This is a genomic window from Comamonas terrigena NBRC 13299 (genome assembly GCF_006740045.1).
Classification (GTDB): domain Bacteria; phylum Pseudomonadota; class Gammaproteobacteria; order Burkholderiales; family Burkholderiaceae_C; genus Comamonas; species Comamonas terrigena.
Genome location: NZ_AP019749.1, coordinates 2989901 through 3009167, shown reverse-complemented (window position 1 = coordinate 3009167; position 19267 = coordinate 2989901). Strand labels below are relative to the sequence as shown.

General features: G+C 67.4%; 21 protein-coding genes and 4 tRNA genes. 12 read left to right on the top strand and 13 right to left on the bottom strand.

Features of this window, described 5'->3' with window-relative positions:
* The first annotated feature begins 7 nt into the window (after positions 1–7).
* Complete coding sequence (locus CT3_RS13660; protein ID WP_066533438.1) at positions 8–715, top strand: HAD family hydrolase; 708 nt, start codon at positions 8–10, stop codon at positions 713–715.
* Between the two features lie 83 nt (positions 716–798).
* On the opposite strand, the gene CT3_RS13655 is transcribed toward CT3_RS13660, so the two are convergent.
* From CT3_RS13655 to aat, 3 genes are all read right to left on the bottom strand, one after another.
* A complete protein-coding gene (locus CT3_RS13655) occupies positions 799–1596 on the bottom strand; it encodes an IclR family transcriptional regulator (RefSeq protein WP_066533436.1) in 798 nt (265 codons plus the stop codon).
* Between the two features lie 79 nt (positions 1597–1675).
* A complete protein-coding gene (locus CT3_RS13650; protein ID WP_066533434.1) occupies positions 1676–2434 on the bottom strand; it encodes an arginyltransferase in 759 nt (252 codons plus the stop codon).
* Positions 2431–3186, bottom strand: a complete 756-nt coding sequence (gene aat / locus CT3_RS13645) for a leucyl/phenylalanyl-tRNA--protein transferase (protein ID WP_066533433.1) — start codon at positions 3184–3186, stop codon at positions 2431–2433. The genes CT3_RS13650 and aat overlap by 4 nt, the downstream gene beginning before the upstream one ends.
* Positions 3187–3395: 209 nt before the next feature.
* On the opposite strand from aat, the gene CT3_RS13640 reads away from it, so the two are divergent.
* Positions 3396–3740 carry a hypothetical protein gene (locus CT3_RS13640; protein ID WP_066533432.1) on the top strand — a complete coding sequence of 115 codons (345 nt, stop codon included), beginning with the start codon at positions 3396–3398 and terminating at the stop codon, positions 3738–3740.
* Between the two features lie 91 nt (positions 3741–3831).
* Here the strand turns inward: CT3_RS13640 and CT3_RS13635 are convergent.
* The 5 genes from CT3_RS13635 to CT3_RS13615 all read right to left on the bottom strand — a co-directional run bounded on the left by CT3_RS13635 (position 3832) and on the right by CT3_RS13615 (position 4766).
* Positions 3832–3907 (bottom strand) — tRNA-Asn (locus tag CT3_RS13635).
* Between the two features lie 43 nt (positions 3908–3950).
* Positions 3951–4026: transfer RNA gene (locus CT3_RS13630), tRNA-Asn, on the bottom strand.
* A 41-nt stretch (positions 4027–4067) separates the two neighbouring features.
* Positions 4068–4143, bottom strand: a tRNA-Asn gene (locus CT3_RS13625).
* Positions 4144–4189: 46 nt separating this feature from the next.
* Positions 4190–4265 (bottom strand) — tRNA-Asn (locus CT3_RS13620).
* Between the two features lie 84 nt (positions 4266–4349).
* Positions 4350–4766 (bottom strand): YbaN family protein, encoded by a 417-nt coding sequence (locus tag CT3_RS13615; protein ID WP_256682304.1) that lies wholly within the window; start codon positions 4764–4766, stop codon positions 4350–4352.
* Between the two features lie 129 nt (positions 4767–4895).
* Between CT3_RS13615 and def the strand changes: the two genes are divergently transcribed.
* Positions 4896–5435: a peptide deformylase gene (gene def, locus CT3_RS13610; RefSeq protein ID WP_066533427.1), complete on the top strand. Its 540-nt coding sequence runs from the start codon at positions 4896–4898 to the stop codon at positions 5433–5435.
* 133 nt (positions 5436–5568) lie between these two features.
* Here the strand turns inward: def and CT3_RS13605 are convergent, their stop codons facing one another.
* Together CT3_RS13605 and CT3_RS13600 are read right to left on the bottom strand one after the other, a co-directional pair.
* Positions 5569–6594 carry an HD-GYP domain-containing protein gene (locus CT3_RS13605; RefSeq protein ID WP_066533425.1) on the bottom strand — a complete coding sequence of 342 codons (1026 nt, stop codon included), beginning with the start codon at positions 6592–6594 and terminating at the stop codon, positions 5569–5571.
* A gap of 224 nt (positions 6595–6818) precedes the next feature.
* Complete coding sequence (locus CT3_RS13600) at positions 6819–8342, bottom strand: methyl-accepting chemotaxis protein (RefSeq protein WP_265331856.1); 1524 nt, start codon at positions 8340–8342, stop codon at positions 6819–6821.
* Positions 8343–8721: 379 nt separating this feature from the next.
* On the opposite strand from CT3_RS13600, the gene CT3_RS13595 reads away from it, so the two are divergent.
* Genes CT3_RS13595 through CT3_RS13560 form a run of 8 tightly spaced genes read left to right on the top strand, consistent with a single transcriptional unit; the run spans position 8722 to position 16068 of the window.
* A complete protein-coding gene (locus CT3_RS13595) occupies positions 8722–9675 on the top strand; it encodes a MerR family transcriptional regulator (protein WP_282597776.1) in 954 nt (317 codons plus the stop codon).
* A gap of 2 nt (positions 9676–9677) precedes the next feature.
* Entirely contained in the window at positions 9678–10286 is a 609-nt protein-coding gene (locus CT3_RS13590; RefSeq protein ID WP_066533973.1) for a lipocalin family protein, read from the top strand.
* Between the two features lie 6 nt (positions 10287–10292).
* Positions 10293–11363 carry an NAD(P)/FAD-dependent oxidoreductase gene (locus tag CT3_RS13585; protein ID WP_066533419.1) on the top strand — a complete coding sequence of 357 codons (1071 nt, stop codon included), beginning with the start codon at positions 10293–10295 and terminating at the stop codon, positions 11361–11363.
* A gap of 20 nt (positions 11364–11383) precedes the next feature.
* Positions 11384–11545: a DUF2256 domain-containing protein gene (locus CT3_RS21590; RefSeq protein ID WP_083520245.1), complete on the top strand. Its 162-nt coding sequence runs from the start codon at positions 11384–11386 to the stop codon at positions 11543–11545.
* Positions 11542–12849, top strand: coding sequence for a DASH family cryptochrome (locus tag CT3_RS13575; protein WP_066533418.1), 1308 nt, complete (start codon positions 11542–11544; stop codon positions 12847–12849). Before CT3_RS21590 ends, CT3_RS13575 begins: the two co-directional genes overlap by 4 nt.
* A complete protein-coding gene (locus CT3_RS13570) occupies positions 12846–14414 on the top strand; it encodes a cryptochrome/photolyase family protein (protein WP_066533971.1) in 1569 nt (522 codons plus the stop codon). The genes CT3_RS13575 and CT3_RS13570 overlap by 4 nt, the downstream gene beginning before the upstream one ends.
* Before the next feature lie 20 nt (positions 14415–14434).
* On the top strand, positions 14435–15133 hold the full coding sequence (locus CT3_RS13565) for an SDR family NAD(P)-dependent oxidoreductase (protein ID WP_066533417.1): 699 nt from the start codon (positions 14435–14437) through the stop codon (positions 15131–15133).
* A gap of 32 nt (positions 15134–15165) precedes the next feature.
* Positions 15166–16068: a TIGR01777 family oxidoreductase gene (locus CT3_RS13560; RefSeq protein WP_066533415.1), complete on the top strand. Its 903-nt coding sequence runs from the start codon at positions 15166–15168 to the stop codon at positions 16066–16068.
* Between the two features lie 40 nt (positions 16069–16108).
* Here the strand turns inward: CT3_RS13560 and CT3_RS13555 are convergent, their stop codons facing one another.
* Entirely contained in the window at positions 16109–16594 is a 486-nt protein-coding gene (locus CT3_RS13555; protein WP_066533969.1) for a YajQ family cyclic di-GMP-binding protein, read from the bottom strand.
* An 86-nt stretch (positions 16595–16680) separates the two neighbouring features.
* On the opposite strand from CT3_RS13555, the gene murB reads away from it, so the two are divergent.
* Positions 16681–17739: a UDP-N-acetylmuramate dehydrogenase gene (gene murB / locus CT3_RS13550; protein ID WP_066533413.1), complete on the top strand. Its 1059-nt coding sequence runs from the start codon at positions 16681–16683 to the stop codon at positions 17737–17739.
* 119 nt (positions 17740–17858) lie between these two features.
* Here murB and CT3_RS13545 read toward each other — a convergent pair whose 3' ends face one another.
* Positions 17859–18554: a Crp/Fnr family transcriptional regulator gene (locus CT3_RS13545; RefSeq protein WP_066533411.1), complete on the bottom strand. Its 696-nt coding sequence runs from the start codon at positions 18552–18554 to the stop codon at positions 17859–17861.
* A gap of 121 nt (positions 18555–18675) precedes the next feature.
* Positions 18676–18993, bottom strand: coding sequence for a DUF4148 domain-containing protein (locus CT3_RS21415; protein WP_066533405.1), 318 nt, complete (start codon positions 18991–18993; stop codon positions 18676–18678).
* Positions 18994–19267 lie beyond the last annotated feature (274 nt).

Genomic DNA, 19267 nt, shown 5'->3' with positions numbered 1-19267 from the left:
GCTGCCCATGTCCATGCCGCAATCGCCCGTGCAGTGGCGCCAGGTGAAGGCCTGGGTCTTCGATCTGGATGGCACGCTGCTCGACAGCCGGCCCGACATTCTGGCCGCCGCCAGCGACACGCTGGTGGACTACGGCCATGCCCCGCTGCCGGCAGGCTACCAGCTGCCCAATCTGTTCGGCACCGCCGGAGAGCTGGTGCGCGACGTGTTCGTGGAACGCGGCTACCCGGCACCCACCGACTTGGTGCGGCTGCGCGCCGAGTTCGAAGCCCATTACGCCGCCCAGAACCCCAGCCAGGCCCGCCTGTACGAAGGGGTGCCGCAGTGGCTGGACTGGGCGCGCCAGCAGGGCGTGGCACTGGGCATCTGCACCAACAAGCTCGAGCGCCTGGCGCGCGACGGCATGCAGCAGCTGGACATTGCCGAAGGCTTTGGCGCCATCACCGGCTCGGACACCTATGGCGTGGGCAAGCCCTCGCCCGAACCGCTGCTGCGCACCCTGGCGCAACTGGGCGTGGCCCCGCAGGAGACGCTGTTCTTTGGCGACACCCATGCCGATGCGGCCTGCGCCCAGGCGGCCGGTGTGCGCTTTGCCTGGCACAGCGTGGGCTATGGCGATGCCCGGGTGCAGGCTCTGCCCCAGGTGCTGCGCTATGCCGGCTACGGCGAGCTGCTGCACCAGGTGGGGGCACAGCAGCCGGCGCTGTCCCTGTAAGGCACAGGCCCCAAAGTCCAACGCCCTGCAGGGCAGGGCGTTGCGGCAGGGCCCCGGCAACAGGGCCGCAGCGGGGGAGCGGTTTACAGATCGCGGCGGCGGTCGCCCGAAAAACCCAGCGAGGCCGAGATATCGTGCGCTGCCTGCTGCAGCTTGGGCAGCCAGCCTTCGTCCAGGCGGTCGGCAGGGGCGGAAATCGACAGGCCGGCCACCAGCTTGCCCTGGTCGTCGTAGATGCCGGCGGCCATGCAGCGCACGCCCAGCTCCAGTTCCTCGTTGTCGCGGGCAATGCCGTACTGGCGGGCCTTGGACAGCTCCTGCTCCAGCGCATGCAGCTGGGTGATGCTGTTGTGGGTGTTGCCGGCCAGGCCGGTGCGCATGGCGTAGGCGCGCACGCGCTGGGGGTCGTCGGCCGCCAGGAACAGCTTGCCGTTGGAAGTCAGGTGCAGCGGCGCATGGCCGCCGATGGCACGCACCACCTGCATGCCCGAGCGTTCGCTGTAGGCGCGCTCCACATACACAATCTCGTCGCCCTGGCGCACGCTCAGGTTCACCGGCTGGTGGATCTGCTTGTGCAGGGCACGCATCGGGCCCAGCGCCGCTTCGCGCACGCTCAGGCGGCCCTTGACCAGATTGCCCAGTTCCAGAAAGCGCATGCCCAGGCGGTAGCTGCCCGACTCGGGGCGGTCCACAAAGCGGCCGATGGCCAGGTCGTTGAGGATGCGGTGGGTGGTGGAGGGGTGCAGTCCGGTCTTTTCGCTGATTTCCTTCAGGGAAACGGCTTCTTCGCGCGAGGCCAGGACATCGATCAGGATGAACATGCGCTCCAGCACCTGGACGCTGGGCTTGGCAAGGGAATCGTGATCGGTTTTGTTGGTCATGGGCTCTTGTTATGCTGCGTTGGGCGGATTCTATGCCGCGATTGCGGCACCGCACAAAAGTTGTGCCGGTGCGTGGCACTCAATCCGCGGTGTGGGGTCGCTCGGGCGACGTCTCGACCCGCTCCCACAGCTGGTCGTGCAGCACCTCGTGGGGCAGAAAGAGTGCTTTGTAGCGCATCTTGGCGCTTTGTGCGATCCAGTAGCCCAGATACAGATACGGCAGGCCCATGCTGCGCGCCTGCGCAATCTGCCACAGCACGTTGTAGGTGCCATAGCTGGCGGTGGGATCGGGTTCGTAGAAGGTGTAGACGGCCGAGATGCCGTCATCGAGCGCATCCAGAATGGACACCATGCGCAGCACGCCGGGCGCATCGCCCACGGCGGGCTCCCGGAACTCCACCAGGCGGGAATTGACCCGGCTTTGCAGCAGGAACTGGGTGTACTGGTCCACGCTGTCGTGGTCCATGCCGCCGCCGCTGTGGCGGGCGTGCTGGTAGCGCTGGTAGAGGTCGTAGTGCTCGGCCGAATAGCTCAGCCGCTGGATGCTGGCCTCCAGCTGGGCATGCTGCTTCCAGGCCCGCTTCTGGCTGCGGTTGGGCTGGAATTCATTGGTCAGCACCCGCAGCGGCACGCAGGCGCGGCAGTAGGGCCGGTAGGTGAACATGCCGCTGCGCCGGAAACCCTGGGCCACCAGCTCCGAATAGATGCCGGTCTGGATCAGGTGGCTGGGCGTGGCCACCTGCGAACGGGCTTCTTTGCCCTCGATATAGCTGCACGGGTACGGGGCCGTGGCATAGAACTGCAAGGTGTGCAGCGGAAGATCGTTCGGATGCGTCATGCGGAATCAACAGAGGACGACAAGATGGCATCCCAGTATACGGAATGAAACCGCCAATCCATATCCGGCAGCTTGCGCTGCCGCCCGACCTCGATCAGGAACAGGCTGCGGGGGATCTCATGCGCCCCCAGCGACGCCAGGTGGCGCGTGGCCTGCTGGCAATCGATCTGCGTGGCGCCCTGGTGGCGGCACAGGCCCACCAGCGCCGCCAGCGCGATCTTGGAGGCGTCGCTGGCATGGGCGAACATGGATTCGCCAAACACCGCGCGGCCCAGTGCCACGCAGTACAGGCCGCCCACCAGTTGGCCGTCGATCCAGGTTTCCACGCTGTGGGCCTTGCCCTGGCGGTGCAGCGCGGTGTAGGCCGCCACGATGCGGTCCACGATCCAGGTGCCGTCCTGGCCGGGACGCACCGTCTGGGCGCAGTGGCGCATGACCTGCTCGAACGCGGTGTCGATGCGCACCTCGCAGCCCGGCGTTTTGCGGAATTTCTTCAGCGTCTTGCGCAGCGAAGGGTGCAGGCGGAAATTTGCCACCTGCAGCACCATGCGCGGGTTGGGGGACCACCAGAGCACGGGCTGGCCCTCGCTGAACCAGGGGAAGATCCCCTGCGCATAGGCGGTCTGCAGGTTGTCGGCATCCAGCCGACCGCCGGCGGCCAGCAGGCCGGGCAGAGGGTCATCCAGGCCCCAGGCGCTTTGCACGGGGGGGAAGACATCGTTTTCCGAAAGCCAGGGCAGCTGGTGGGTCATGGCTCAATCAATTTCGCTGAATCAAATCGTCACACAGAACACGTGCTCAGGTTTGTACGCTGTGTGCAGTAGTGGGGTAAGGGCTGTTCCTACAAATGCAGGTGCGGTCAAGGGACAAGACAGTCGGTCGGCGAACCGTATGCTGGACCTTATCGCTTCTGGCAGTTGTCGGTATGCTTGTGTTCGGAAATTGTGAAGGAGTCCAGCGTATGTTCTTCCGCAAAATTTTCAGTGGCAGCTTGACGGAGCCGCGCTATATCCGTCGTACCCGCGCCTACCTGGAAGAGGCGCGCATGGCCATGCTGGAGCACTCCATTGCGGCAGAGCACTACCAGTCTTCGGCCGACATGTATGCCGAGCGTGCCCGCCGGCTGGAAGCCGAACTCGAACACTGGGAAGCGCAACGGGACGCAGAGCGCGATGCGGCCCGCAGCAAGCGCAATGGTGAAGAGGGTGTGGCGGCAACCAAGCAGATGGGAGCGCCCAAGCTGGAAGCGGCGCCGGTGGTGGCCCCTGCACAGCCAGCAGCGGTGGGCATTGTGCGGGCGGCGTAGGCTGCAGGCGCTGCGGCGGCATAGGGTGCCGTGTGGGGCCGTGCGCATGCGCCAAAGAAAAAAGGCTTGCATTGCTGCAAGCCTTTTCATGTGGCTCCCCGACCTGGGCTCGAACCAGGGACCTGCGGATTAACAGTCCGTCGCTCTACCGACTGAGCTATCAGGGAACATTTCGGTAGGACCGCGTGCGATTGCGCAGCCCGAAGTTTGTGGCTCCTCAACCTGGGCTCGAACCAGGGACCTACGGATTAACAGTCCGGCGCTCTACCAACTGAGCTATTGAGGAAAAAGGTGTATGGTTGCGTGCGATTGCGCAGCCAGAAAAAATGGCTCCCCGACCTGGGCTCGAACCAGGGACCTGCGGATTAACAGTCCGTCGCTCTACCGACTGAGCTATCAGGGAACATTTCGGTATGGCTGCGTGCGATTGCGCAACCAGATCAATTCGGTGGCTCCTCAACCTGGGCTCGAACCAGGGACCTACGGATTAACAGTCCGGCGCTCTACCAACTGAGCTATTGAGGAACAAGACCTAGATTATATACATAGAAAAAATACGCTCCGGACAAAGCGCTACAAAAAATCAAAAGACCGCCTGGGGCGACCCTCTCAGGGCTCGGGGCGGCACCACAGCCAGGCCAGCACGCAGGCCATGCAGCCGCAGGCCAGCCAGCGCACCCACAGCGGGGTGGGCGCCAGCCACAGCACGGCGGCGCACAGGGTCATCATGATGCTGGCGCTGTATTTGGCCCGGCGGCTGACCTTGCCTCCCTGGCTCCAGTTGACCAACATGGGCCCGAACAGGCGGTGCTGCCACAGCCAGCGGTGCAGGCGCGGGGAGCTGCGCGCTGCTGCCCAGCCGGCGATCAGAATGAACACCGTGGTGGGCAGACCGGGGATGAAGACCCCGGCAATGCCCAGGGTCAGGCTGGTGACGGCCAGCGCACGCAGAAGAAAGCGGACCAGCCAGTGGGCCACAGGCTGGTGGGGCGGCGGCGTGGCAGGCGGTGAGACGGAATCGGGCACGAAAACAGCAGTCAACAGGGATGCTGGCATTGTGCATGGGTTGTACGGCCTGGCGCTATGCTTTGCCCCATTCCCGCTGCGGTTCCGCGCTGCAGGCGCACGCGGCGGGCCCCACTGAAAGAATTTGCCATGGCGATTTGCACCATCCTCAAGATGGGAGATGCGCGGCTGCTGGAGCAGGCGCAGCCCGTACAGACTTTTGACACCCCGCAGCTGCATGCGCTGATCGCCGATCTGCGCGACACCATGCGCGCCGCCAACGGCGCCGGCATTGCGGCGCCGCAGATCGGCGTGGGGCTGCAGGTGGTGATCTTCGGCTCGGACCAGCGCAATCCGCGCTACCCCGACCGCCCGCTGGTGCCGCCCACCGTTCTGGTCAACCCCTCCATCACGCCGCTGGGCGATGCCGAAGAGGGCGACTGGGAAGGCTGCCTGTCCGTGCCGGGCATGCGCGGCTGGGTGCCGCGCTGGCAGCGCATCCGCTACACCGGCTGGGATCCGCTGGGCCAGGTGATCGACCGCACGGTCGACGGTTTCCACGCCCGGGTGGTGCAGCACGAATGCGACCACCTGTGGGGCAAGCTCTATCCCATGCGGGTGCGCGACTTCACCCGCTTCGGGTTCACCGAAGTGCTGTTTCCGGACATCAGCGCGGCCGAGGACGATTGAGGCCGGGGCCCCAGCAGCCGCACCGGAGCGCTGGGCACTTGCCGCGGCAGCCCGGTGTTTGGGCCCTATGGCTCAATCTCAATAACTCTGTAACTCTATAAGCAAGCAGACCGGGAGCTGCAGCCTGGGCCGCTCAGGGCGTGCCCGGCAGCTGCACCAGGTGCTGCAGCCCTTCGCTGTAGCGCGCGGCGTACAGGCCCAGCTGCACCATGGCGAAGTGGTTCACGCGCAGGCTGACTTCGGTGTGGGTCAGTGCGCCGCTGATCCGCGCATCGCTGGTTTGCAGATGCACCAGCAGGGGCTGGCGCAGCGCAAAGCCCTGGGCCGTCAGCACCTGGGCGACCAGTGGTGCCTGGGCCGTGGGGCTGCGGCGCAGCACGATGGCGGTTTCGTCGTTGTCCAGGCGCACGAACACCCCGGGCGGGTAATGGCCGGCGCACTGCACCAGCGCCTGACCGGCTTCGTCGAACACGCCCGAAGGCCCTTGGGTCACCGCCAGGGTCGAATCCACCACCGAACGCCCGGGGCGCGACTTGCGTGGGCTGATCATGGCCGCATAGCGGTCGGTGGTGGCCAGAATCCGGGCCAGCCGTTCGGCCACGGGCTGCTGCAGCAGGGGCAGCTGTGTGGGCGGCACCGCGTGGTGCAGGGCGACGATGTCCAGCCACAGCGCATCGTTCACGCCCTGCTCCTCCAGCAGGCGGCGGCTGGCCTGCGGGTGCTGGTCGATCGCCTGCTGCTGGGCCGGGCTGGGGCGGTCGCGCTGCAGGGACAGCTGGTCCTGCAAGGTGGTCATGCCGATGTTCATGGTCAGCGCGGCGCGCACCAGGCTGTGGCGTTCGTGCGGCGGCAGCTGCAAGGAGGTGGCCAGAATCTGGCACAGCGTGGCGCAGACCAGGGCGTGCGAGGCGCTGTAGCCCACGGTGGAGGTGCCCGCCAGCTGGAACATCAGGTACAGCGCCGCATCGGTGTCGTGGGCCACCAGGTCGCGCATCCAGGTTTCCAGCTGCTGGATCTTGGCCGGCAGCGCGGGCACCAGGGCGGGCGAGGTCAGTACCAGGTGCAGACTGGCTTCCAGATCGGACCACAGACCCAGCAGGTCTTCGTAATGGTCGTCATCCGTGGCAAGGGCTGCGGGCAGGAGGGCGGAAGTGGGCATGGTGCGGCTCGGCGGGGCGCGGGGCCCGCGCCATCCATATATTGTCGCGCGGCAGGGGGCTTCCGGCCAGCATGTTCTGGCCGGCCGGGACCCAAGGCGGGTGCTGCGGCCTCCACTGCCGCATATGCTGCGGGCGCACCGCGCAGCCACGGCGGCTTTCGCCTGCCGGTGCGCCGCCATGCCGCCATGCTGCCATGGCGGGCCGGGCGACACGGCGATCCGGCTCATGCCATGGGATTGCGGGCGGTACGGAACAGGGCAACGGCATCCATCAGGCGGTTCGCCTGATCACGCAGGCTGCCCGACGCTCCCGCCATTTCCTCCACCAGCGAGGCGTTTTGCTGGGTCGCCAGATCGAGTTCCGAGACCGAGACGGTCACTTCGCCAATCCCCTGTGTCTGCGCACGCGACGCCGTGCTGATTTCGCGGATCAGGGACGCCACGCTCTTGACCTCGTGCACCAGTTGCCCCATGGTTGCCCCGGCGTCCTGGACTTGCTCCACCCCCTGTGCCACCTTGCCCATGCTGGCATCAATCAGTTGCTTGACCTCCTTGGCCGCTTCTGCGCTGCGCTGTGCCAGCATGCGCACCTCGGCTGCAACGACGGCGAATCCGCGCCCTTGCTCGCCCGCGCGGGCGGCCTCCACGGCAGCATTGAGGGCCAGCAGATTGGTCTGGAAGGCAATCCCGTCGATCACGCCGATGATGCTTCCGATGCGGCGCGAGCCCGCGGCAATGTCCTCCATGGTCTGCACCACGCCGCCAACCACCTGGCCGCCATGCTCTGCCGACCGGCTGGCGGTCGCCGCCAGTGCCGTGGCCTGGTGGGCATGCTCTGCGTTCTGCTCCACGGTGCCGTGCAGCTGTGCCATGGTCGCCGCGCTGTGCTGCAGCCGCGTAGCCTGCAGTTCGGTGCGCTGTGCCAGATCGGTGTTGCCCGAATCAATCTGCGCCGAGCTGGCGGCAATGGTTTCTGCCGACGAGCGCACCCCGCGGACGATCTGTGCCAGGGCTATCTGCATATCTGCCAGCGAGGCCAGCACACTGCTGTGGTGCACTCCCACATCCAGCGCGACCTCGCTCAACTCGCCTGCTGCCACGCGCTGGGCCACCGCCCGCAGCTCGGAGGGGTCGGCGCCCAGCGCACGCGTCAGGCTGCGGGTGATGCGCCAGGCAAGCACCCCCGCCACCACCAGGGCCAGGCCGCAGGCTGACAGCAGAAACGTCTTTTCGGACACATAGGTACGTGCTGCCGCATCCACGTTGGCATCGCCCTGGACGCGGATGTAGGCCACGTATGCGCTGGTCCTGCGCATCAATTCGGCCAGCAGCGGGCGGCATTCATCGCTCAGCTTGCGGATGGCCGCTTCGCGCTGGCCTTGCAGGGTCAGCTCGACAATCGCCAGTGCCACGGGGCCATAGCCCGCCTCGATCTGCTCCATGGCAGCAAACAGCGCGCGCTCCTCGCTGGAGACTTCCGGTGCTTGCACCAGGGTGCGCAGCCGCCCCAGACGCTCCTGCACCCGCTCGTGGGCTTGCGCCACGGCCTGCTTTTCCACCGCGATATCGGCGTCTTCCGAGACCAGCAGCAGGTTGCGGGCAGCCACCGCACGGGCATCGGCCGCAGCCTGTACCTCGCGCGCCAGACCGGCCCGCCGGAAATCGTTGGATACAAAGTGCTCGAAGCTTTCCTGGGTGGAGGCGATGGTGCGCATGGCCATCCCGGAAAGTCCAAACAGAATCAGCATCAAAAGACCAAAAGACAATAGCAACTTGTTTTTGATTGACATTGGAAAACCTGGTCTTCAAGAAAAAAATCAGTTCATCAGAACGGTTGAAAAAGCGCTATATCCACGGCCGGACCCGGCTTCACCGGTACAACCTGCCTTCCGCTGCGCCCTGAAAGAAGGGCATGGCGGGCCAGGCTTGCAGCGGTTTTTCCCCGTTGTGCCAGGGCCTCCGCTGCTGTCGGCGGGCACCGCGTACCGAGGTGGCGCCCAACTTTGTAACAATCAATGTACTGGACAAACTCATTTCTGTCCTAGACAATTTGACCTATTCCCTGAATTGACCATGTCTATCTCTGCCCCGTCCGATTGCAGTCCATCCGTGCAGGATGGCGCTTCCATGCTGCACATCGCTGCAGTGGAACGCGAAACCGGCATTGCCAAGGACACGCTGCGCGTCTGGGAAAAACGCTATGGTTTTCCGCAGCCTTTGCGTGATACCAAAGGAGACAGGGTGTATGCCGCCAGCCAGGTTGCCCGGCTCAGGCAGATTCGGCAGCTGCTGGATGCAGGCATGCGTCCAGGCAAGGTGGTCGGCCTCGGCGCAGAGGCGCTGGCACGTTTGCTGGCCGAAACCTCCGTGAACGACCTGTCTGATTTGTCCAGGACAAAAAATGCTGTCGCACCGCCCGCCCAGTCCGTATCCGACTTCCTGGACCTGATTGCCGGGCATTCACCCCAGGCATTGCGCCATGCCCTGGCACATGCCCAGTTGCGCATGGGCGTGGCGCCGTTTGTCACGGAGCTGCTCGCTCCGTTGAACCAGGCCGTCGGTGAAGCCTGGGTGCAAGGGCGTTTCAAGGTGTTCGAGGAGCATTTCTACACCGAGGTGATCGGTTCCCTGCTGCGGGAGACGATTGCCTCGCTCGCTCCCCTGGCCAGCGCCCGGCGTCCCAAAGTGCTTTTGACCACCTTGCCGCCGGAGCAGCACGGCCTGGGCCTGCTCATGGTGGAAGCCCTGCTGACGCTGGAAGGCTGTTGCTGCGTGTCGCTGGGGACGCAGACACCGTTGGAGGATCTGGCGCACGCAGCGCACGCCCACCACGTGGATCTCATCGCCCTGAGCTTCAGCAGCGTGCACCCCGAATCCCTCGTGCTGGACAACCTCCAGGCCTTGCGCAACCAGCTGCCGCAGCCGCTCGGGCTGTGGGTCGGCGGCGCATGCCCCGCGCTCTACCGGCACCCCATCGCCGGTGTCGTGCCGGTGGGGTTGCTGACCAACATTCCCGGTGCGGTGGCGCGCTGGCGGCGCCGGGAGACTGAAACACACAACACAAGGACCACCAGAACATGACCATGCTTCTTCTGCGACGCACACGGCCCTGGGGGCCGACCGCCTGGTCCCTGCACGCACGGCTGCTGTGCTGGCTGGCAATCGGTCTGGCCTGCACGGCCCTGCTGACGGGCTGTGCCAACACCCATCCTCCGCAGGGGATGCAGCCCGTCCAGGGATTCGATTTTGCACGCTACCAGGGGCGATGGTACGAGCTGGCGCGCCTGGACCATGCGTTCGAGCGCGGCATGGACAATGTCTCGGCACGCTACACCCCCCAGCCGGACGGCAGCGTCCAGGTGGTCAACCGTGGCCGCATCGCTGCCACCGGCGTGTGGCGTGAGGCCACGGGCAAAGCCCTGTTCACAGGGGCCGCCAGCACGGCTTCGCTGAAAGTGTCTTTCTTCGGCCCGTTCTACGGTGGCTACCACGTGGTGGCGCTGGACCCGGATTACCGCTGGGCCCTGGTCGTGGGCGAGAACACCCGCTATGCCTGGATTCTGGCGCGCGACACCAGCCTGCCGCCCGAGACCCTGGATGGCATTGTCCAGCGCGCCAAGGCACTGGGCATCGACACGCATGCGTTCATCTGGGTGTCCCACACCCATGCAGACCCCACCGGGCGGCCCTGAGGTTCCATGTCCATCCCGATTCCTTCCCCCTCGGCCCCGTCCGGTCCCATCGCCATCATCGGTGCCGGCCTGGCGGGCCTGGCCTGTGCACAGCTTCTGGCCCGGGCCGGGCACAGCGTGCACGTCTTCGACAAAAGCCGGGGGGCTTCGGGCCGGATGAGCACGCGGCGCGGCACCGACGCCGGCGCCCACTGGCAGTGCGACCATGGTGCACCCTCTTTCCAGGCCCATGACGCCGATTTCCGCGCCCAGGTCCGGAGCTGGCAGGAAGCGGGCGCCACGGCCCCATGGCCAGGCAGGATAGGGCTCCACGATGGTGAACGTCTTCGGCTGCAGGACAACGCGCCGCAGCGCTTTGTCGGCACCCCGCGCATGACGTCCCCCGCCGCGCACATGGTGCGCGGCATGCAGGACATGCCCGATCCGGTGCGCTTTCAATGGCAGACCACCGTTGAACCGCTGCAGACTGCGGCCGGGGAGGGCGCTGGCTGGACGCTGCACAGCCCCGAGCATGGCGCCGCACCACAGCGCTATCGGACCGTGCTGCTGGCCGTGCCCGCGCCGCAGGCGGGGGCTCTGCTGGAAGCCGTGGCGCCCGAAGCGGCCCGGCTTGCCCGCAGCGCCCGCATGCGGCCCTGCTGGTCGGTCATGGTGCGCTGTGCCGGGCCGGTTCCCATGGCGGTGGACGGCTGCGTCGTCGAGCACAGCCCCTTGCGCTGGATTGCGCGCGACAGCAGCAAACCCGGCCGCAGCGGCCCCGAAACCTGGCTGCTGCAGGCCTCCCACAGCTGGAGCGAAGCCCACCTGGAAGACGATGCCCAGACGGTCACTGCAGCCCTGCTGCAGGCCTTCGCGCAGCTCGGTGGCCCCAGCCCGGCCAGCGTGCAGGCGACCTCACACCGCTGGCGCTATGCCGACGCCACGCAGCCGCTGCATGTGGATTGCTGGTGGAGCCCTGCGGCTGGCCTGGGCCTGTGCGGAGACTGGCTGCACAACGGCACCGTGGAAGGAGCCTGGCTGAGTGGCCGCAGCCTGGCACGCGCCGTCCATGCGGCAGGGCAGCGCCACGCCGCCTGAGCTCCCACCGAAAGGGCGCCATGCACCGCAAGCCCCATCTGCCGCAAAAGTGCTGCCAGCGCTGCGGGCGCCCTTTTGCATGGCGCAAAAAGTGGGCCCGCGTCTGGGATGCGGTCCTGTACTGCTCGGAACGCTGCCGTCGACAGCGCTCCCGGCTGCCATCGCCGGGAGCGCCGCCATGAGCACAGTGCTGTTCTGGTTCCGCAGCGACCTGAGGCTGCACGACCAGCGCGCGCTGCAGCGCGCGTGTGCCCTGGGGGCGAAGCACCTGCTGCCCGTGGTGTGCCTGCCTGATGTGCATGCCACCACCCGCTGGGGCTTTGCGCGCATCGGCCCGCACCGGCGTGCCTGGTGGGCCTCCGCCGTGGAGCAGTTGCGCCAGCAGTTGCAGCATCTGGGCTGCCCGCTCTGGATACTGGACGAACCTGCTGCCAGCGCCTTGCCGGCACTCGCACGGACCGTGGGCACCCGCACTGTGGTGTGCGAAGAGATTGCAGCACCCGAGGAGCAGGCGCAGGTTACCGACCTGCGTGCGGCAGGCCTGCAGGTCCAGACCGTATGGCACAGCAGCCTGCTCGATCCCGACCACCTGCCCTGGCCGCCACTGCAACTGCCCGCCGTCTTCACTGCGTTTCGCCAGGCGATTGAAAGCGCCGGGCTGCAGCCTGCCGCGCCCCTGCCGTCGCCCACCGCGCTGCCGCCATGGCCACCCGGCATGCCCGGGCAATGCACCGATGCTCCGGCACAGGCCCTGGCCGCGCTGGCCGGGTCGGGGCCTGCCGCCGATGGACGCAGCGCGTTCCCCTATCTGCAGCACGGGCTGCACGGCGGTGAAGCGGCGGCATTGGCCCACCTGGCGCAGTACCTGGCCCGGCATCTGCCCCACAGCTACAAGCGCACGCGCAACGGTCTGCTCGGGCTGGACTTTTCCAGCAAATGGTCGCCCTGGCTGGCCACGGGAGCGCTCTCACCCCGGCAGGCGTGGGCGCAGCTGCGGCAGTTCGAGGCCATGCACGGCGCCAGCGATGGCAGCTACTGGCTGTGGTTCGAGCTGCTGTGGCGCGACTATTTCCGTCTGCTGCACCTGCAGCACGGCCGCGCACTGTACCGGTCGCGCGGGCTGGGGCCCGTGCGCGCCACGCCGCACGATGGCCGCCGTTTTGCGGCATGGTGCGCCGGACAGACGGGCCAGCCGCTGGTGGACGCGGCCATGCGCGAGCTGGCGGCCACCGGTTACCTGGGCAACCGCCTGCGCCAGGTGGCAGCCAGCTACCTCATACATGAGCTGGGCTGCGACTGGCGTGCCGGGGCGGCATGGTTCGAAGCGCAACTACTGGACTATGACGTCTACAGCAACCAGGGCAACTGGCTCTACATCGCCGGCCGGGGCACCGACCCGCGCGGCGGCCGGCGCTTTGATCCTGTGCGACAGGCCGCCACCTGGGATCCCCAGGGAACCTACCGGCGCCGGTGGGGGACAGCATGACACACGCTACATCCCCCCGCGCGGCCCCCTGGCCAGCCCGCACCCTGCGGCTGGTGCTGGGCGACCAACTCAACCCCGGGCACAGCTGGTTCCAGCAGGTGGACGCGCAGGTGGTCTATGTGCTGATGGAGGTGCGCCAGGAAACCGACTACGTGCTGCACCACGCCCAAAAAATACTGGCGATTTTTGCGGCCATGCGCGATTTTGCGCGCCAGCTGCGTGCCGCCGGCCACCGCGTGCGCTATGTAGCGCTGGAGAGTGCCAGCAACCGCCAGTCCATCCCCGGCAACCTGCAGGCGCTGGCCAGGCACTACGGTGCCCGCAGCGTGCAATGGCAGCAGCCCGACGAATGGCGGCTGGATGCCCAACTGCAGGCCTGGGCTGCCACCCAGCCGCTGGCCTGGGACATAGTGGACAGCGAACACTTTCTGACGGCACGTGGCGAGCTGGCCGCACTGATGCAGGGGCGCCGCCAGTGGCTGATGGAGCATTTCTACCGCCACATGCGCCGCCGCCACCGGCTGCTGCTGGATGCCGACGGCCAGCCCGAAGGCGGGCGGTGGAACTTTGACCACGACAACCGCAAGCCCTGGCCGGGGACTCCGCCGCAGCCGCCCGACTGGCGCCCGACACACGATCACAGCGGGCTGTGGGCAATGCTGCAGCGCTGTGGTGTGGACAGCTTGGGCCAGCCACAGGCCGCAGCCCTGCGCTGGCCGCTGAACCGCGCCGAGGCGCTGGCTTGCCTGGAAGCCTTCATCGCCCAGGCGCTGCCGCACTTCGGCGACTATGAAGACGCCATGGCCAGCCAGGCGCCACGCCTCTTCCATTCGCTGCTCTCGTTTGCGCTGAATGTGAAGATGCTGCAGCCGCTGGAAGTGATCCGCCGCGCCGAAGCAGCCTGGCGCGGCGGTCTGGCCCCGCTGGCGGCGGTGGAGGGCTTTGTGCGCCAGATACTGGGCTGGCGCGAGTACGTGCGCGGCATCTACTGGTCATGCATGCCGGGCTACGAGAACCGCAACGCTCTGGGCCACCACCTGCCGCTGCCGCGCTGGTTCTGGACGGGCGATACCGGGATGCGCTGCCTGCAGCTGTCCATACGCCAGTCGCTGCAGACCGCGCATGCCCACCACATCCAGCGGCTGATGGTGATTGGCAATTTCGCCCTGCTGGCCGGCCTGGATCCGGTCGCGCTGCACCGCTGGTACCTGGGCATCTACATCGATGCCTTCGAGTGGGTGGAACTGCCCAACACCCTGGGCATGAGCCAGAGCGCCGATGGCGGCCTGATTGCCACCAAGCCCTATGTCAGCGGGGCTGCCTACCTGCAGCGCATGACCGACTATTGCCGGGGCTGCGCCTACGACCCCCGGCAAAGGACGGGCCCGCGTGCCTGCCCCTTCAACGCCCTGTACTGGGATTTCTTTGACCGCCACAGCACCGCTTTGCGCGACAACCACCGGCTGACGCTGGTGTACCGCCAGTGGCAGAAGATGCCCCCGCAACAGCAGGAGGCCCTGCGCGGGCAGGCCCGTCAGCTGCGCGGGCGGCTGGATACGCTGTAACCCCACGCACGAGGCCTGCCATGCAATCGCTTCCCACTGCCTACCGTGCCATTGTGATCGGAGCCTCCGGTGCCATCGGCGGCGCCATGGCTGCGCAGCTGAGCGCCGATCCACGCTGCGCCGAGGTGTGTGCGCTCAGCCGCCACAGCGATCCGGCGGTCGACCTGGACGCCGGGCGCAGCATCGCCAGCGCCGCGCAGGCATTGGCGCATCGCGGGCCCTGGCACCTGATTGTGCTGGCCACCGGCATGCTCTGCGGTCCGACAGGCGGCCCCGAGAAACGCCTGGCCGACCTCAACGCTGCGCACCTGGCGGCCAGCTTTGCCACCAACACCATCGGCCCAGCCTTGGTGCTGGCCCATTTCGCGCCCCTGCTGGCGCGCGGCGAGCGCAGCCTGTTTGCAGTGCTGTCGGCCAAGGTGGGCAGCATCGGCGACAACCGGCTGGGTGGCTGGTACAGCTACCGCGCCTCCAAGGCAGCGCTGAACATGCTGCTCAAGACCGCATCGATCGAGGTCGCCCGCACGCGTCCCCAGGCCGTGCTGGCCGCGCTGCACCCCGGCACCGTGGACTCGGCCCTGTCGGCCCCGTTTCGCGGGGCGCAGATCGGTCGTCCGCCCGCAGAGGCCGCACATGACCTGCTGGTGCTGCTGGACGGCCTGCAACCCGAAGACAGCGGCGGCTTCTGGGCCTACGATGGCCAGTGCCTTCCCTGGTAAGGTCTTCGCCACTGTCCACCAAGGAGAACACCATGCGTATCCTATTGACTGGCGGCACCGGCCTGATTGGGCAGGCCCTGTGCCGGCACTGGCAACGCCAAGGCCATGAGCTCTGGGTCTGGAGCCGCAACCCGCAGCAGGTGCCGGCGCTGTGCAGCGGCGCACAGGGCATCGCGAGGCTGGAGGCGCTGGATGGCAGACCGCCAGTGGACGCCGTCGTCAACCTGGCAGGCGCCCCCATTGCAAGCCATCGCTGGACTGCGCCAAGGCGCGACCTGCTGTGGCGCAGCCGCGTGGACCTGACGCGCACCCTGGTGGACTGGATGGGGCGCCAGACCACGGTGCCGCCGGTGCTGATCTCGGGCTCTGCCACGGGCTGGTACGGCGACGGCGGGGAGCAATGGCTGTCCGAAGACAGCATGCCGGGTCGTACGGACTTCGGCAGCCGCCTGTGTATGGCGTGGGAGCAGGAGGCGGAGCGCGCGCGCCAGTCGGGTGCGCGGGTTGTGCTGTTGCGCACGGCACCCGTGCTTGCGCCCCACGCAGGCGTGCTGGCGCGCCTGCTGCCCCCGTTCCGGCTGGGGCTGGGGGGGACGCTGGGCAACGGCCGGCAGTGGATGCCGTGGATACACATCGAGGACCAGGTGGCCCTCATCGACCACCTGCTGCACAGCGACACCTGCAGCGGCCCCTACAACGCCTGCGCGCCGCAGGTGGTGCGCAATGCCGAATTCACCCGGATCCTTGCGCGGACGCTGGGCCGCCCGGCCTTGCTGCCTGTGCCGGCCTGGGCGCTGCGTCTGGCGCTGGGGGAGATGTCGGTGCTGGTGCTCGGCGGCCAGCGGCTGGTGCCGCAGCGCGCCCGGGAAGCGGGCTTTTCCTGGCGCCACCCGGAACTGCCGGCAGCGCTTGGGCAGTTGCTGGCCCCGCCCTGAGGCAGCCACCCCGGCGCTGACGCCGTCAGGGACCGGGGTGTCAGTCGCGGAAGTTGTTGAACGACAGCGGGTGGTCCGCCAGGTCCTTGCGGATCAGCGCCATGGCGGCCTGCAGATCGTCGCGCTTGGCGCCGGTGATGCGCACGCTCTCGCCCTGGATGGAGGCCTGCACCTTCATCTTGCTGTCCTTGATCAGCTTCTGCAGCTTCTTGGCCAGCTCGGACTCGATGCCGTTCTTGATCTTGACGACCTGCTTGACCTTGTCGCCGCCCACCTTCTGGGGCTTTTCGATGTCCAGGAAGCGCACGTCCACATTGCGCTTGGTGAGCTTGTTGCGCAGCAGGTCCTCCACCTGTTGCAGCTGGAACTCGGCATCACCGTACATGGTGATTTCCTTGTCTTTCAGTTCCACGGCAGCCGATGTGCCTTTGAAGTCAAAACGGGTGCCAATTTCCTTGGAGGCGTTTTCGACGGCGTTCTTGACTTCGACGAAGTCGGCTTCCAGCACGGTGTCAAAAGAAGGCATGGGGTCACTCTTTCCTTGAATGGGGTTCACGGGGCCATCCGCCGGCGGCGCCATGGGCGGCATGCGGCGGTGCGACAATTGCAGGGATGTTAGTCGAGAAAAACACCCCCCTGCAGGACTGCAACACCTTTGGCATCGTGGCCAGTGCCGACACGCTGGTGCGTGTGCGCAGTGTGGCCGATGTCCAGGATTTTGCCGCCAGTCCCGTCTACCGCGGGCGGCGCAGTTTTGTGCTGGGCGGCGGCAGCAATATCGTGCTGACCGGGGATGTGGTGCGCGCGGTCGTGGTGAAGGTGGAAATCCCGGGCATCCGCCTGCTGGAAGAGACCGAGCGCCACTGGATCGTGGAAGCCGGCGCCGGCGAGCGCTGGCACGATGTGGTGGCCTGGACCGTGGCCCACGGCTATCCCGGGCTGGAAAACCTGGCTCTGGTGCCCGGCACCGTGGGTGCGGCGCCGGTGCAGAACATCGGTGCCTACGGCATCGAGCTGCAGGACCGCTTCCATTCGCTGGACGCCGTGGACCTGCGCAGCGGCGCCGTGTTCTCGCTGGATGCCGGGCAGTGCGCCTTCGGCTACCGCGACTCGGTCTTCAAGCATGCGCCCAGCAGCAACGGCCTGGGCATGGGGCTGGCGGGCTGCGCCGTGATCACCACCGTGCGCCTGGCCCTGCCCAAGCCCTGGAAGCCCGAGCTGAGCTACCTGGACCTGCAGCGCCGCCAGCAGGAAGAAGGGGTGGAACAGCCCACGGCGCAGCAGATCTTCGACTGGGTCTGCGCCATCCGCCGTGCCAAGCTGCCCGATCCGGCCGTCATCGGCAACGCCGGCAGCTTCTTCAAGAACCCCACGGTCAGCGAAGACCAGTGCCGCGACATCCTGGCGCGCGAGCCCAAGATCGTGCACTACCCCATGGACGACGGCAGCATCAAGCTGGCGGCCGGCTGGATGATCGATGCCTGCGGCTGGAAGGGCAAGTCCCTGGGCCATGCCGGCGTGTACGACAAGCAGGCCCTGGTGCTGGTCAACCGCGGCACCGGCGGCGTCAACGTGACCGGCGGCGAGGTGATGACCCTGGCCAGCGCCATCCAGACCAGCGTCTACGAACGCTTCGGCATCCGCCTGGAACCCGAGCCGGTGGTGGTGTAAGCGCGGGCGGTTTCCAGGTCTCCAGGCCGCCGCGCAGTGTGTAGGGCATGCCCCTGAGCTGACCTGAACTGGACTCCACTGGCCTGACCCCGCGTTCTGCCGGGGCCGGGCCGGCTGCCTTATTCGCCCGCCATTACCCGGCGGCGCAGCGCGGCCACATCCAGCACGCTCAGGCTGTGCGCCCCGGTCTTGCGCACCAGGCCTTGTTTGGCCAGTGCATTCAGGGCGCGGGTCACCTGCTCACGGTTGGCCCCGATCATGCTGGCCAGGATGGCGTGCGAGGGCAGGGGCTGCAGATGGGCCTGCCCCTGCGCGTCGATGCCGGCGGCCTCGCACAGGCGCAGCAGCTCGGCATGCAGGCGGGCGGGCGCGCCCAGGGTGCTCAGCTGCACCACCCGCTCGCTCAGGCGCCGGATGCGGGCGGTGAGCGAATGGATCACCCGGTGGGCCAGCAAGGGCTCCTGGTGCAGCAGCTCCGTGAAGGCATGGCGGTCCAGCGTGGCCAGCACCGTGGGCTCCAGCGTGGTGCCGAAGGCCGTGCCGGTGTGGCCTTCCAGCGCGGCAATATCCCCGATGTGCGACCCCGCGCCGCGTTCGCTGAACGACACCTCCTTGCCATTGGCGGAGTAGGTGGCAATGCGCAGGCTGCCGGAGCAGACAAACGCCACCTGCTGGTTCTGCAGCAGCTGGGTGTGGGGCTCCAGCACCCACCATGCGCAGCGGTTGGCAATGTGCTGCAGGCAGGCGGGGCTGAGGCCGCGGAACAGTTCGATGGACTGCAAGGCCAGTCCGGAGCGTGGGGTCGACGGCTGCATGGGGACCAGCCCGCGTGCCGTGGGCGCGCAGGCAAGGAAAGACCTGAAAGATCTGAATGGACTCAAAGGCGTGCCGGTGGTGCAGGCCGTGGGCTGCACGGCCCCCGCCACCGGCACGGTGTCAGTGGACCGAGGTGCTGGCATCGCCGCTGGGGATCAGGCCAGCGCGCAGCGCCTGGGCCGCTTCGGCGCGCACCGTGGCGCGGTCCAAGTGGCTGGCTGCGCTGGGGGCGATGTACATCTGATCGCCCTGCATGGCCAGGGTTCCATGGTCGCGTGCTGCCTGGGTGTCGGCCTGCACCTGGGCGCGGCTCAGCGGTGTGCCGCCCTGGGGCAGCGGAGGCCAATCGCTGCCTTCACCGGCAGGGCCGCCGGCAAAGGCGGTGCCGGCAGCACAGGCCAGCAGGGACAGGGTCAGGATGGTGCGAGGGGATGGCATAAGGGTTCTCCGGTTCTGGTGGTCAACATGCGTGGGAGGCCTCCATGCATGGCTGCAGTGTCGAGCGCGCAGGGCCCGTGTGTATGTGCCAAAACGCACACTTTCGCGCGAAAGCGAACCAGAGAAACAGGTGGAGCGAATGCCGAGCGAAATGCCGGACCCAATGCTGGGCGGAATACCGGGCCGGCAGCCCGGGGCCATCGCCCATGGGCCCATGAAAAAAGCCGCCGGCACGGGCCAGGCGGCTTCGGGGGTGGCGGCTGCACGCACCAGG

What these genes read in the sequence shown, in the direction of transcription:
- CT3_RS13660 (WP_066533438.1), top strand. Translation starts at nt 8, where the DNA reads ATGTCCATGCCGCAATCGCCCGTGCAGTGGCGCCAGGTGAAGGCCTGG.
- CT3_RS13655 (WP_066533436.1), bottom strand. Translation starts at nt 1,596, where the DNA reads ATGACCAACAAAACCGATCACGATTCCCTTGCCAAGCCCAGCGTCCAG.
- CT3_RS13650 (WP_066533434.1), bottom strand. Translation starts at nt 2,434, where the DNA reads ATGACGCATCCGAACGATCTTCCGCTGCACACCTTGCAGTTCTATGCC.
- aat (WP_066533433.1), bottom strand. Translation starts at nt 3,186, where the DNA reads ATGACCCACCAGCTGCCCTGGCTTTCGGAAAACGATGTCTTCCCCCCC.
- CT3_RS13640 (WP_066533432.1), top strand. Translation starts at nt 3,396, where the DNA reads ATGTTCTTCCGCAAAATTTTCAGTGGCAGCTTGACGGAGCCGCGCTAT.
- def (WP_066533427.1), top strand. Translation starts at nt 4,896, where the DNA reads ATGGCGATTTGCACCATCCTCAAGATGGGAGATGCGCGGCTGCTGGAG.
- CT3_RS13605 (WP_066533425.1), bottom strand. Translation starts at nt 6,594, where the DNA reads ATGCCCACTTCCGCCCTCCTGCCCGCAGCCCTTGCCACGGATGACGAC.
- CT3_RS13600 (WP_265331856.1), bottom strand. Translation starts at nt 8,342, where the DNA reads ATGCTGATTCTGTTTGGACTTTCCGGGATGGCCATGCGCACCATCGCC.
- CT3_RS13595 (WP_282597776.1), top strand. Translation starts at nt 8,722, where the DNA reads ATGCTGCACATCGCTGCAGTGGAACGCGAAACCGGCATTGCCAAGGAC.
- CT3_RS13590 (WP_066533973.1), top strand. Translation starts at nt 9,678, where the DNA reads ATGCTTCTTCTGCGACGCACACGGCCCTGGGGGCCGACCGCCTGGTCC.
- CT3_RS13585 (WP_066533419.1), top strand. Translation starts at nt 10,293, where the DNA reads ATGTCCATCCCGATTCCTTCCCCCTCGGCCCCGTCCGGTCCCATCGCC.
- CT3_RS21590 (WP_083520245.1), top strand. Translation starts at nt 11,384, where the DNA reads ATGCACCGCAAGCCCCATCTGCCGCAAAAGTGCTGCCAGCGCTGCGGG.
- CT3_RS13575 (WP_066533418.1), top strand. Translation starts at nt 11,542, where the DNA reads ATGAGCACAGTGCTGTTCTGGTTCCGCAGCGACCTGAGGCTGCACGAC.
- CT3_RS13570 (WP_066533971.1), top strand. Translation starts at nt 12,846, where the DNA reads ATGACACACGCTACATCCCCCCGCGCGGCCCCCTGGCCAGCCCGCACC.
- CT3_RS13565 (WP_066533417.1), top strand. Translation starts at nt 14,435, where the DNA reads ATGCAATCGCTTCCCACTGCCTACCGTGCCATTGTGATCGGAGCCTCC.
- CT3_RS13560 (WP_066533415.1), top strand. Translation starts at nt 15,166, where the DNA reads ATGCGTATCCTATTGACTGGCGGCACCGGCCTGATTGGGCAGGCCCTG.
- CT3_RS13555 (WP_066533969.1), bottom strand. Translation starts at nt 16,594, where the DNA reads ATGCCTTCTTTTGACACCGTGCTGGAAGCCGACTTCGTCGAAGTCAAG.
- murB (WP_066533413.1), top strand. Translation starts at nt 16,681, where the DNA reads ATGTTAGTCGAGAAAAACACCCCCCTGCAGGACTGCAACACCTTTGGC.
- CT3_RS13545 (WP_066533411.1), bottom strand. Translation starts at nt 18,554, where the DNA reads ATGCAGCCGTCGACCCCACGCTCCGGACTGGCCTTGCAGTCCATCGAA.
- CT3_RS21415 (WP_066533405.1), bottom strand. Translation starts at nt 18,993, where the DNA reads ATGCCATCCCCTCGCACCATCCTGACCCTGTCCCTGCTGGCCTGTGCT.